This is a genomic window from Citrobacter arsenatis (assembly GCF_004353845.1).
Lineage (GTDB): Bacteria > Pseudomonadota > Gammaproteobacteria > Enterobacterales > Enterobacteriaceae > Citrobacter > Citrobacter arsenatis.
Genome location: NZ_CP037864.1, coordinates 3,515,586 through 3,528,837 on the forward strand (window position 1 = coordinate 3,515,586; position 13,252 = coordinate 3,528,837).

Annotated in this window: 10 protein-coding genes; 7 read left to right on the plus strand and 3 right to left on the minus strand. The window is 52.7% G+C overall.

What is annotated here, in order from left to right; genetic code table 11:
• Positions 1-307: 307 nt before the first annotated feature.
• From nrdA to yfaE, 3 genes are all read left to right on the plus strand, one after another.
• Entirely contained in the window at positions 308-2,593 is a 2,286-nt protein-coding gene (gene nrdA / locus E1B03_RS18125) for a class 1a ribonucleoside-diphosphate reductase subunit alpha (protein ID WP_103770398.1), read from the plus strand.
• A gap of 112 nt (positions 2,594-2,705) precedes the next feature.
• On the plus strand, positions 2,706-3,836 hold the full coding sequence (nrdB, locus tag E1B03_RS18130) for a class Ia ribonucleoside-diphosphate reductase subunit beta (protein WP_043017019.1): 1,131 nt from the start codon (positions 2,706-2,708) through the stop codon (positions 3,834-3,836).
• The gene (yfaE, locus tag E1B03_RS18135) at positions 3,836-4,090 is read left to right on the plus strand and encodes a ferredoxin-like diferric-tyrosyl radical cofactor maintenance protein YfaE (RefSeq protein ID WP_016153800.1); all 255 of its coding nucleotides are present in this window, start codon (positions 3,836-3,838) and stop codon (positions 4,088-4,090) included. The genes nrdB and yfaE overlap by 1 nt, the downstream gene beginning before the upstream one ends.
• Before the next feature lie 3 nt (positions 4,091-4,093).
• Here yfaE and E1B03_RS18140 read toward each other — a convergent pair whose 3' ends face one another.
• On the minus strand, positions 4,094-5,284 hold the full coding sequence (locus E1B03_RS18140) for an MFS transporter (RefSeq protein ID WP_133086694.1): 1,191 nt from the start codon (positions 5,282-5,284) through the stop codon (positions 4,094-4,096).
• Between the two features lie 161 nt (positions 5,285-5,445).
• Between E1B03_RS18140 and E1B03_RS18145 the strand changes: the two genes are divergently transcribed.
• Entirely contained in the window at positions 5,446-6,324 is an 879-nt protein-coding gene (locus E1B03_RS18145; protein WP_133086695.1) for a LysR family transcriptional regulator, read from the plus strand.
• A 62-nt stretch (positions 6,325-6,386) separates the two neighbouring features.
• Here E1B03_RS18145 and glpQ read toward each other — a convergent pair whose 3' ends face one another.
• Both glpQ and glpT read right to left on the minus strand, forming a co-directional pair.
• Entirely contained in the window at positions 6,387-7,454 is a 1,068-nt protein-coding gene (glpQ, locus tag E1B03_RS18150) for a glycerophosphodiester phosphodiesterase (protein WP_133086696.1), read from the minus strand.
• Between the two features lie 3 nt (positions 7,455-7,457).
• Positions 7,458-8,816 carry a glycerol-3-phosphate transporter gene (glpT, locus tag E1B03_RS18155; protein ID WP_103770394.1) on the minus strand — a complete coding sequence of 453 codons (1,359 nt, stop codon included), beginning with the start codon at positions 8,814-8,816 and terminating at the stop codon, positions 7,458-7,460.
• Positions 8,817-9,086: 270 nt separating this feature from the next.
• On the opposite strand from glpT, the gene glpA reads away from it, so the two are divergent.
• From glpA to glpC, 3 genes are read left to right on the plus strand one after another with little or no spacing between them, the layout of a single operon-like run.
• Positions 9,087-10,715, plus strand: a complete 1,629-nt coding sequence (gene glpA / locus E1B03_RS18160; protein WP_103770393.1) for an anaerobic glycerol-3-phosphate dehydrogenase subunit A — start codon at positions 9,087-9,089, stop codon at positions 10,713-10,715.
• Complete coding sequence (gene glpB, locus E1B03_RS18165; RefSeq protein WP_133086697.1) at positions 10,705-11,964, plus strand: glycerol-3-phosphate dehydrogenase subunit GlpB; 1,260 nt, start codon at positions 10,705-10,707, stop codon at positions 11,962-11,964. The genes glpA and glpB overlap by 11 nt, the downstream gene beginning before the upstream one ends.
• On the plus strand, positions 11,961-13,151 hold the full coding sequence (glpC, locus tag E1B03_RS18170) for an anaerobic glycerol-3-phosphate dehydrogenase subunit GlpC (protein ID WP_003027620.1): 1,191 nt from the start codon (positions 11,961-11,963) through the stop codon (positions 13,149-13,151). Before glpB ends, glpC begins: the two co-directional genes overlap by 4 nt.
• Positions 13,152-13,252 lie beyond the last annotated feature (101 nt).

Genomic DNA, 13,252 nt, shown 5'->3' on the forward strand with positions numbered 1-13,252 from the left:
AGAACTTTCTTCGGCTTAGATGAAGAAATCAGCACTCGATCAAATTTTCTATTTTTTTTCTCAATTATTGACATCCTCGCCAGGCCTTATAAGACGCGCACTTAGCGATTATTACCCTTTTGCAACCTCAATTTAACCTCAAAATCAACTCTTGTACTGAAAAGAATCCCTACTAGAATACTCACCATATAGCGTCTACTTTATCAAACAACCCCTACATATAGTATTTATCCACAGACTTAGTCACAACATGACTTTGTGGATAATATGGGGGATATTTTTTCTTTCACGGACAGGTAAAAACCACATGAATCAGAGTCTGCTGGTGACAAAGCGTGATGGTAGTACAGAGCGCATCAATCTCGACAAAATCCACCGAGTTCTGGATTGGGCGGCAGAAGGACTGAATAACGTATCGATTTCTCAGGTCGAGCTGCGCTCCCACATTCAGTTTTATGACGGTATCAAAACCTCCGATATCCATGAAACGATCATCAAGGCGGCCGCCGACCTGATTTCCCGCGAAGCACCGGATTATCAATACCTGGCTGCACGCCTGGCGATTTTCCATCTGCGTAAAAAAGCCTACGGCGAGTTTGAACCGCCAAAACTGTTCGACCATGTCGTGAAAATGGTTGAAATGGGCAAATACGACAATCATCTGCTGGAAGACTACACGGAAGAAGAGTTCAAGCAGATGGACTCGTTCATCGTGCACGACCGTGATATGACCTTCTCCTATGCTGCGGTGAAGCAGTTAGAAGGTAAATACCTGGTACAAAACCGTGTTACCGGTGAGATTTATGAAAGCGCGCAGTTCCTCTACATTCTGGTAGCGGCCTGCCTGTTCTCTAACTATCCACGTGAAACGCGTCTGCAATATGTAAAACGTTTCTACGACGCCGTTTCGACGTTTAAAATTTCCCTGCCGACGCCGATTATGTCTGGCGTACGTACCCCGACCCGTCAGTTCAGCTCCTGCGTACTGATCGAGTGCGGCGACAGCCTGGATTCCATCAACGCCACTTCCAGCGCGATTGTGAAATACGTTTCCCAGCGTGCCGGTATCGGTATTAACGCCGGTCGCATCCGTGCGTTGGGTAGCCCGATCCGCGGAGGTGAAGCCTTCCACACCGGCTGCATCCCGTTCTACAAACATTTCCAGACCGCGGTAAAATCCTGCTCCCAGGGCGGCGTTCGCGGCGGTGCGGCTACGCTGTTCTATCCAATGTGGCACCTGGAAGTTGAAAGCCTGCTGGTCCTGAAAAACAACCGTGGCGTCGAAGGCAACCGCGTACGTCATATGGACTACGGCGTACAGATCAACAAACTGATGTATACCCGCCTGCTGAAAGGCGGTGATATCACCCTGTTTAGCCCGTCCGACGTCCCGGGTCTGTATGACGCGTTCTTCGCCGATCAGGATGAGTTCGAACGTCTGTACACTAAATATGAGAACGACGACAGCATCCGTAAACAGCGCGTGAAAGCGGTCGAACTGTTCTCTCTGATGATGCAGGAACGTGCCTCTACTGGTCGTATCTACATTCAGAACGTTGACCACTGCAACACTCACAGCCCGTTTGACCCGGTTGTCGCACCAGTGCGCCAGTCCAACCTGTGCCTGGAAATCGCCCTGCCGACCAAGCCGCTGACCGACGTCAATGACGAAAGCGGCGAAATTGCGCTGTGTACGTTGTCCGCTTTTAACCTGGGCGCTATTGAAAGCCTGGATGAGTTGGAAGAACTGGCCGTACTGGCCGTGCGCGCACTTGATGCGTTGCTCGATTACCAGGATTACCCAATTCCGGCCGCCAAACGCGGCGCGATGGGCCGTCGTACGCTGGGTATTGGCGTGATTAACTATGCCTACTGGCTGGCGAAAAACGGTAAGCGTTATTCTGACGGCAGCGCGAACAACCTGACTCACAAAACCTTTGAAGCTATTCAGTATTACCTGCTGAAAGCCTCTAACGAGCTGGCAAAAGAGCAAGGTGCGTGCCCGTGGTTTAACGAAACGACATACTCCCAGGGTATTCTGCCGATCGATACCTATAAGAAAGATCTTGATGCAATTGCCAACGAGCCGCTGCATCTGGACTGGGAACAGCTGCGCGAATCCATTAAGACGCATGGTCTGCGTAACTCCACGCTGTCAGCTCTGATGCCGTCGGAAACCTCTTCGCAGATCTCTAACGCGACTAACGGCATTGAACCACCGCGCGGCTACGTGAGCATCAAGGCGTCGAAAGATGGTATTCTGCGTCAGGTCGTACCGGACTACGAACACCTGCACGACGCGTACGAACTGCTGTGGGAAATGCCGAACAACGACGGCTATCTGCAGTTGGTAGGTATCATGCAGAAATTTATCGATCAGTCGATTTCTGCCAATACCAATTACGATCCATCGCGTTTCCCATCCGGAAAAGTACCGATGCAGCAGTTACTGAAAGACCTGCTCACCGCCTACAAATTTGGTGTTAAGACGCTGTATTATCAGAACACCCGCGATGGTGCAGAAGACTCCCAGGACGATCTTGTGCCATCCATCCAGGATGATGGCTGCGAAAGCGGCGCCTGTAAGATCTGATGAACGATGCCGGGTAGCGCCAGGCTTACCCGGCCTATAAATTAATTCGTGGCATTGTAGGCCGGATATGCGAAGCGCATCCGGCAATACATTCCAGACAGGATTCACATCAATGGCATACACCACTTTTTCACAGACGAAAAATAACCAACTTCTGGAACCGATGTTCTTCGGCCAGCCGGTGAACGTCGCCCGCTACGATCAGCAAAAATATGACATCTTCGAAAAACTGATCGAAAAGCAGCTCTCTTTCTTCTGGCGTCCGGAAGAAGTCGATGTTTCTCGCGATCGCATCGACTTCCAGGCGCTGCCGGAACATGAAAAGCATATCTTCATCAGCAACCTGAAGTATCAGACGCTGCTGGACTCTATTCAGGGACGCAGTCCGAACGTGGCGCTGCTGCCGTTGATCTCGATCCCTGAGCTGGAAACCTGGGTCGAAACGTGGGCGTTTTCTGAAACAATCCACTCCCGTTCCTATACCCACATCATTCGTAATATCGTGAACGATCCGGCGGTGGTGTTTGACGATATCGTTACCAACGAACAGATCCAGAAACGCGCGGAAGGCATTTCCAGCTACTACGACGAATTGATCGAGATGACCAGCTACTGGCATTTGCTGGGCGTTGGCACACATACGGTGAATGGTAAAACGGTCGTTGTTAACCTGCGTGAGCTGAAGAAGAAGCTGTACCTGTGCCTGATGAGCGTGAACGCGCTGGAAGCCATTCGCTTCTACGTCAGTTTCGCCTGCTCCTTCGCCTTCGCCGAGCGTGAACTGATGGAAGGCAACGCGAAAATTATTCGTCTGATCGCCCGCGATGAAGCCCTGCACCTGACCGGTACTCAGCATATGCTGAACCTGCTGCGCAGCGGCGTGGACGATCCGGAAATGGCGGAAATTGCCGAAGAGTGCAAACAAGAATGCTACGACCTGTTCGTACAGGCCGCGCTGCAGGAAAAAGAGTGGGCGGATTATCTGTTCCGTGACGGCTCAATGATTGGCCTGAACAAAGATATCCTGTGCCAGTACGTTGAGTACATCACCAACATTCGTATGCAGGCTGTTGGGCTGGATCTGCCGTTCCAGACGCGCTCAAACCCAATCCCATGGATCAACACCTGGCTGGTATCTGATAACGTACAGGTTGCGCCGCAGGAAGTGGAAGTCAGTTCCTATCTGGTCGGGCAGATTGACTCGGAAGTAGATACTGACGATCTGAGTAACTTCCAGCTCTGATGGGCCGCGTTACTCTGCGCATCTCTGGCACACAGTTGCTGTGCCAGGATGAACACCCTTCCCTGCTGGCCGCGCTCGAATCGCACAATGTTGAAGTGGAATATCAGTGTCGTGCTGGCTATTGCGGCTCCTGTCGCACTCGCCTGGTCGCTGGACAGGTCGACTGGATTGCCGAACCTCTGGCCTTCATTCAGCCGGGCGAAATTTTACCCTGCTGCTGTCGGGCCAAAGGCGATATTGAAATCGAGCTGTAACGCTTAGTGGACTTCATGCGCAGAGACCAGCACCACGTCTCCGCGCTTTTTCATCTGCACGATGTACAACGCCCCAGCCAGCACCACCAGCAAAGCCCCAACCAGGTAAATCGCCCGATACCCTACGCCCTCGACCATCATCCCCATAATGAACGCGCCAATCGCCATTCCCGCATCCATCGCATTGAAAAACAGCGAATTGGCGATGCCAATTTTATGCGGCTCTACAGAACTAATAATTTGTGTCTGAAATACCGGCGTGACCGAACCGTAACCAATGCCAATTAATCCTCCAGCAATAATCATCATCATGCTGCCGTTGGTATAGCCCAGCGCCACCAGCCCAACGATAAAGGCCAGCAAACACGGATAGACCACGTATTTTGGCCCTTTTTTATCACAAATATTGCCGGTAAAGGTTCGACAGATCATCAGGCAAATGGCGTAGCACAACAGGAAATTACTGGCCGCCGCCATCAGATCTAACTCCCGCGCATACAGTGCCAGGAAGGCGGAAACACCCGCGTAGGAGAAGGTCATGAAAAACGTCACCATCGCGAAAGGCAGCGCGGCACGGTCAAACATTGCCGCAAACCCGAGCTTCGGTTTTGAGCCGTCAGCATGGCGGATGACCGGCGGTACGGCGACGATCAATGACAGGATGATACCTAATGCAGCAACCGCGCTACACAACCAGAATGCCGAGGTAAAAGCCCCCCAGCGCGCCATATTCAAACCTACCCATGGTCCCACAACCATTGCCAGTCCCATTGCTAACGAGAAAAAACTGATGCCCTCCCCACGTCGGGAGGCCGGTATCAACCGCGCGGAAATCGTTCCTTTTACCGTGGTTATAACGCCAAACGTCACACCATGAAGCACCCGAATAAACAGCAGTGATTCAATTGAGTGGCAAACAGGATACAACGCAGTGACCACCAAAAAGGCCAGAGAAGAGAGCATCAGAATCGTTTTATTCGAATATTTTCCCACCCATTGTCCCGCAAACGGGCGCACAACAATTGCGGCCCCTAAAAAGAAGGTGACAAGTAAACCGGCCTTATCTGGAGTGGCATTCAGGCGATCGGAAATATAAATCGGTAATAGCGTGAGCAAAACATAAAAGACGAAAAATATAATAAAGCTAATTATCGTTATGGCCCAAAAATCCTTCGTCCACAGTTTTTCTTTCATATTCGACACCCTGTCAAGACGGCGCACGCAGGCAACGATCAGCTCAACTGAACGACGGATAGGTGCGTCAAAATGTGATTTATACGGTAGACCACAAGTGTAAACAGATTCATAATATTAGAGAAATTAATCGTTTTAATGCTGTTAATTAGAGGGAACTAATGACGCTAACACAGATCCACGCCCTGCTTGCCGTGCTTGAATACGGTGGTTTTACCGAAGCCAGCAAGCGACTGTATATGACCCAGTCCGCCGTGAGTCAGGCCATTTCGGCGCTAGAAGAAGAACTAGGCGTTAGTATCCTGATCCGCGAACGCCGTAAAGACATTCAACTTACCCCGGCAGGATGTCGGATCGTTACGCACCTGCGAGCGATCGTGTCAGAAACCAACGCGGTGAAGGAAATTGCCGAGCAGGAGCGAAAGAATCCGGCCCGAACCCTGCGCATCGGCTGCTTTCCCAGCGCCTGCGCCTGCATTTTACCCGGCATCATCCGCCACTTTGAGCAGCAGCATCCGCACATCAAAATTATCCCCTTCGAAGAGAACAGTACGGCGATCGTTGATTCCCTGCGTAGCGGGGATATCGATGCTGGATTTGTGCATTTTCCGGTGGGTGACATGTACTGCGTACCGGTCTATCGCGACAAATTTACCGTTGTAGTTCCTGAAGGCCACCCGCTAGCAACCCATAGCACGATTTCAGTTGAGCAACTGGTAGGAGAACCGCTAATTATCAGTAAAGGTCGCTATGAATTAAGCATCATGACGCTCTTTAAAGAGAAAGGAATTGAACCGGTCATTAAATACGAATTTAACCATCCGGATACCGCGATGAGCTTTATTCGTCAGGGGTTGGGTATTGCGTTATTACCGGAATTAACGCTGAAAGCCGTTGGCGGGAAAATACGCTCGGTCGCACTGGAGCCGACGTTCTATCGGCAGATCTCATTACTGGCAAAAGAGCCGCCGGTAGACGGCAGCCCTTTATTTCTCCTGCAGGCATGTATGAAAACGTTAACAGCAGACGGCCTTATCTAACAGTTAATCACGTTTCATCGAATCAGGCCTGTGACCGGAGGTGCATCACAGGCCTTGTGCCATTACTCTTTATTCAGGAATTTCACTGCTTTGTCGGGGAAGTCGGTGAACAGCCCGTCAACGCCCGCCTTGTTATACAGAATGTCATACAGCTGGTTTACGTCAGTAGTGTAATCCGGCAGTTGATCGGCACGCACGGTATAAGGATGCACCACCATCTTGTTCTGATGCGCGTCCTGTACCATGCCAGTTAATGAGATACTGCCTTTCTTCGACTTCTCATCAACCAGCATGTGGTAGTCCGGTCCAATGCCGTCCGCATACTGCGCAACCTGCTTCATGGCACCCGGTTTAAACATCCAGTCATAGTTGTAATTAACCCAACTACCGTCCGGTTTTTTCTCCTGAGTTTCATTCCAGTCAGTGTAAGCAATCAACTGTACCAGATTGAGATCAATCCCCATCTTCGGTTCCAGTTCATTCTTAATGCGCTTTAACTCTGCGACATCAAAACATTGCAGATAGACCTTGTCGTTCTTGCTGGTGTATCCGTACTTTTTCAGCACTTCCAGCGTCTTAGCCGCAATGTCCTTCCCTTCCTGGTGATGGAACCACGGCGCTTTCATTTCCGGGTAAATACCAATATCTTTCCCGGTTGAATGATTTAATCCCTGAACGAACTCAATCTCTTCTTCGAACGTGTGCACGCGGAAGTCAGATTTACCCATTGGGAAACGCCCTGGGTAGGTCTGAACCTTTTTGCCATTTTCGATATCAAAGCCTTCGGTAAATTTCAGCGATTTGATCTCATCCAGCGTAAAGTCGATAGCATAGTAACGCCCGTCTTTACGTGCACGATCCGGGAAACGTTCGGCAACATCGGTCACACGGTCAAGATAGTGGTCATGCAGGACGACCAGATGGTCGTCCTTGGTCATCACCAAATCCTGTTCCAGGTAATCCGCGCCTTGAGCATAGGCCATCGCTTTCGCTGGCAGCGTATGCTCCGGCAGATAACCGCTGGCACCACGGTGCGCAATCACGATTTTATCGGCGGCGACCGCCGCGCTGCTCACCACCATACCTGCGAGCATCAGCGCCACGCTGAGACTTTTCAATGTGGTTTTCATCTATTAGCTCCCGTTACGCTTGAGCTGCATCTCTTCGTGATGGCGTTTTTCGCCAATCATGACGACCACCAACAGAATAACCGCCAGTACGCTACCGCCAATCATCACCATAAAGCCGCCGTCCCAACCGAAGAAGTCAACGGTGTAGCCAACAATGGCGCTCGCGGCCACAGAACCGCCAAGATAACCGAACAGACCGGTAAAGCCAGCCGCCGTACCCGCCGCTTTTTTCGGTGCCAGTTCCAGCGCATGCAGACCAATCAGCATTACCGGACCGTAGATCAGGAAGCCGATGATAATCATACAAGCCATGTCCACGTTCGGGTTGCCTGCCGGGTTCATCCAGTAAACGATGGTCGCAATCGTCACCAGCGTCATAAAGAACACGCCGGTCGCGCCACGGTTGCCACGGAAGACTTTATCCGACATCCAGCCGCACAGCAGCGTGCCCGGAATACCCGCATATTCATACAGGAAGTAGGCCCAGGATGATTTATCCAGTGCGAAATGCTTCACTTCTTTCAGATAGGTCGGTGACCAATCGAGGATGCCGTAACGCAGCAGATAAACAAACACGTTGGCGATAGCGATGTACCACAACAGTTTGTTCGGCAGTACGTACTGCATGAAGATCTGCTTTGCAGTCAGTTCTTCTTCCGCTTTCTCGGTGTAATCGTCCGGATAGTCGTTCTTATACTCTTCGATAGGCGGCAGACCACAGGACTGCGGTGTATCACGCATCAGGGCAAAAGCAAACAGCGCGACGACGATCGCACCGAAAGCAGGCATATACAGCGCCGCTTTCCAGTCATTGAACCAGGCCATACCCAGCAGGAACAACAGCGGAGGCAGACCGCCACCCACGTTATGCGCGCAGTTCCAGACGGAAACAATGCCCCCACGCTCTTTCTGCGACCACCAGTGCACCATAGTACGGCCACACGGCGGCCAGCCCATCCCCTGGAACCATCCGCAGAGGAACAGCAGCACAAACATTACCGCGATGCTCGATGTCGCCCACGGCACAAAGCCCATGAACAGCATCACTGCGGCGGCCAGAATCAGACCGGCTGGCAGGAAAACGCGCGGATTCGAGCGATCCGAAATGGACCCCATGATGAATTTCGAAAATCCGTAAGCAATGGAGATACCGGACAACGCAAAACCCAGATCGCCACGCGAGAAACCTTGCTCAACCAGATACGGCATCGCAAGGGCAAAGTTCTTACGTACCAGATAGTACGCGGCATAACCAAAAAATATCCCCAGAAAAATCTGCCAACGTAATCGACGATATGTCGGATCGATCTCCGCTGCAGGCAAACGCGCCGTGTGTGACGCTGGTTTAAAAATGCTCAACATAGTGTAGCCTCCGTGGCCGTCTTTCATTCGAAGTAAACACTGCAGTTCGTCATTACTACCCTGCCGCTCCCAGTGTGGCCGCGATGTTAAGGAAAGATTCATGACAAAAATGTGAAACGCAGCACATATTGTTACAGATTTATGACGAATGTTCATAAAGGCGCACGAAATCACGTTTCATTTTCGAATAATGAGCGATTATGCGCGAAATCAAACAATCCATGTTTTTTATGTGGCTAAATGATAAAAAACGAACTGTGAGGAAAAACAATGAAAACTCGCGACTCGCAAACAAGTGACGTGATTATCATTGGTGGAGGAGCAACAGGTGCAGGGATCGCACGCGATTGTGCGCTGCGCGGGTTGCGCGTCATCTTAGTGGAACGCCACGATATCGCCACAGGGGCGACCGGACGCAACCACGGTCTGCTGCACAGCGGTGCGCGCTACGCCGTCACCGACGCTGAATCTGCCCGTGAGTGCATCAGCGAAAACCAAATTCTCAAACGTATCGCCCGTCATTGCGTTGAGCCAACGGACGGTCTGTTTATTACCCTGCCGGAGGACGAGCTCTCTTTCCAGGCTACCTTTATTCGCGCCTGTGAAGAGGCCGGTATTCGCGCTGAAGCGATTGACCCTGGGCAGGCGCGCATTATTGAACCTTCCGTTAACCCACAGCTAATTGGTGCGGTAAAAGTGCCGGACGGCACAGTTGATCCTTTCCGCTTAACCGCCGCCAACATGCTGGATGCGCGTGAGCATGGCGCGGTTATCTTAACGGCGCATGAAGTGACGGGGCTGATTCGTGAAGGAGCAACGGTTTGCGGCGTTAACGTGCGCAATCATCTGACGGGAGAGACGCAGTCCCTGCATGCCCCGGTCGTGGTGAACGCCGCCGGGATCTGGGGCCAGCGCATTGCGGAATATGCCGATCTGAGCATCCGTATGTTCCCGGCCAAAGGGTCGCTGCTGATTATGGATCATCGTATTAACCAGCATGTCATCAACCGCTGTCGTAAGCCGTCTGACGCCGATATTCTGGTGCCAGGCGATACCATTTCGTTGATCGGTACGACCTCACAGCACATTGATTACGATGATATTGACAGCAACCGCGTTACCGCAGAAGAGGTCGATATTCTGCTGCGTGAAGGCGAGAAACTGGCACCAATTATGGCGAAAACGCGCATTTTACGCGCCTACTCCGGCGTACGCCCGCTGGTCGCCAGCGACGACGATCCAAGCGGACGTAACGTCAGCCGCGGGATTGTACTGTTCGACCACGCTGAACGTGACGGACTGGACGGGTTTATCACCATTACCGGCGGTAAACTGATGACCTACCGCCTGATGGCGGAATGGGCTACCGATGCCGTATGCCGTAAGCTGGGCAATACCCAACCTTGCACAACGGCAGACATCGCGCTGCCCGGCTCACAAGAATCTACCGAGCATACGCTTAAACGCGTAATCTCTTTGCCCGCGCCACTGCGCGGTTCGGCGGTCTACCGTCACGGCGATCGCACCCCTGCATGGCTTAGCGAAGGTCGTCAGCACCGCAGTCTGGTCTGTGAATGCGAAGCGGTCACCGCTGGCGAAGTGCAATACGCCGTCGAGAATTTAACCGTCAACAGCCTGCTGGATTTACGTCGCCGTACCCGTGTTGGAATGGGGACCTGCCAGGGCGAATTGTGTGCCTGCCGTGCCGCAGGTTTGCTGCAACGTTTTAATGTCACCACCGCCGCGCAATCTATCACCCAGCTTTCGGATTTCCTCAATGAGCGCTGGAAAGGCGTGCAGCCTATCGCCTGGGGAGATGCGCTGCGCGAAAGCGAGTTCACCCGCTGGGTTTATCAGGGATTGTGTGGTCTGGAAAAGGAGCACCAGGATGAAATTTGATACCGTCATTATCGGCGGCGGCCTGGCCGGCTTGCTGTGCGGTCTGCAACTGCAAAAAAGCGGTTTACGCTGCACGATTGTCACGCGCGGCCAAAGCGCCCTGCATTTTTCCTCCGGCTCGCTGGATTTGCTCGGCAATTTGCCCGATGGTCAACCGGTGACAGATATAGAAGCAGGTCTGAATGCGCTGCGCACTCAGGCACCTGCGCATCCGTATAGCACCATCGGAACCCACAACGTTCTGGAACTGGCCCAGCAGGCGCAAAATCTGCTGGAAGAATGTGGGACAAATTTGCAGGGCAAGGTACATCAGTCACATCAACGCGTCACCCCGTTGGGCACTCTGCGCTCAACCTGGTTAAGTTCCCCGGAAGTTCCGGTCTGGCCACTGTCCGCGCAGCGTATCTGCGTTGTGGGTATCAGCGGTTTACTGGATTTTCAGGCGCATCTTGCCGCGGCCTCACTGCGTCAACGCAATCTCAGCGTCGAAACGGCAGAAATCGACCTGCCTGAGCTGGATGTCCTGCGTGATAACCCGACCGAATTTCGCGCCGTCAACATTGCGCGCCTGCTGGATAACGAAGATAAATGGTCGTTGCTCTATGACGCATTACTGCCGGTCGCAAAAACCTGCGACATGATAATCATGCCCGCCTGCTTCGGTCTGGCGGATGAGCGACTCTGGCAGTGGCTTAACGAGCGCCTCCCCTGCTCGCTGACGCTGTTACCGACCCTACCGCCTTCGGTACTGGGTATGCGGTTACACAACAAATTGCAGCGTCAGTTCGTGCGCCAGGGCGGCATCTGGATGCCAGGTGATGAAGTGAAGAAAATCACCTGTCAGGACGGTGTGGTCAGCGAAATCTGGACCCGTAACCATGCCGATATTCCGTTGCGCCCACGTTTCGCCGTGCTCGCCAGCGGCAGTTTCTTCAGTAGCGGACTGGTCGCCACGCGTGAGGCCATCCACGAACCGATTTTGGGCCTGGATGTACAGCAAACCGCCACCCGCGCCGAGTGGTATCAACGTGACGTCTTCGATCCACAACCGTGGCAACAGTTTGGCGTGACGACCGATGCCGCATTGCGCCCGTCACTGGCGGGGAAAACGGTAGAGAATATGTATGCCATCGGTTCCGTTCTCGGCGGATTCGACCCTATCGCCCAGGGTTGCGGAGGCGGCGTGTGCGCAGTCAGCGCCTTACACGCCGCACATCACATTGCGAAACGTGCCGGAGGACAGCAATGAGCGACACACGTTTTGAAAGTTGTATCAAATGCACGGTGTGCACCACGGCCTGCCCGGTAAGCCGCGTCAATCCGAGCTACCCAGGCCCTAAACAGGCTGGCCCGGACGGTGAGCGTCTGCGCCTGAAAGATGGCGCGTTATATGACGATGCGTTGAAATACTGCATCAACTGTAAGCGCTGCGAAGTGGCCTGTCCGTCAGATGTGAAAATCGGTGATATCATCCAGCGCGCACGCGCCAAATATGACACTACACGTCCGTCGCTGCGTAACTTTGTCTTAAGTCATACCGATTTGATGGGTAGCGTATCCACCCCCTTCGCCCCAATAGTGAATACCGCCACCTCGCTAAAACCGGTACGCCAGTTGCTGGACTACGCGCTGAAAATCGATCATCGCCGTACGCTGCCGAAATACTCTTTTGGCACTTTCCGCCGCTGGTATCGTAGCATTGCCGCACAGCAGGCGCAGTATCAGGATCAGGTTGCCTTTTTCCACGGTTGTTTTGTGAATTACAACCATCCGCAGCTCGGTAAGGACCTGATCAAGGTACTGAATGCGATGGGAACCGGTGTGCAGTTGCTGAGCAAAGAGAAATGCTGCGGCGTACCGCTGATCGCCAACGGCTTTACCGATAAAGCGCGTAAGCAGGCAGTGAGCAACGTGGCTTCGCTTAGGGAAGCCATTGATGGCAAGGGCATTCCGGTGATCGCCACCTCATCAACCTGCACATTTGCGCTGCGTGATGAATATCCGGAAGTGCTGGACGTCGATAACTCTGGCCTGCGTGAGCACATTGAGCTGGCAACCCGCTGGCTGTGGCGCAAGCTGGATGAAGGCAAAACGCTACCGTTGAAAACGCTGCCGCTGAAGGTGGTCTATCACACGCCATGCCACATGGAGAAAATGGGCTGGACGCTCTATACGCTGGAACTGTTGCGGCAAATTCCGGGGCTGGAACTAACGGTACTGGACTCGCAGTGCTGCGGGATTGCCGGGACATACGGATTCAAAAAAGAAAACTACCCGACATCGCAGTCCATTGGCGCGCCGTTATTCCGCCAGATTGAAGAAAGCGGCGCTGATATCGTCGTCACCGACTGCGAAACCTGTAAATGGCAGATTGAGATGTCTACAAGCAAACGCTGCGAACATCCCATCACCTTACTGGCAAAAGCGTTGGGTTAACTCTGTTGCCCGGTGGCGTTCTGCTTACCGGGCATTTTTGCGCACCTTGTTCCGCTTAATTGAATACGTTGCAGTCGGGCGTATTTATCTCTGATTCCCCC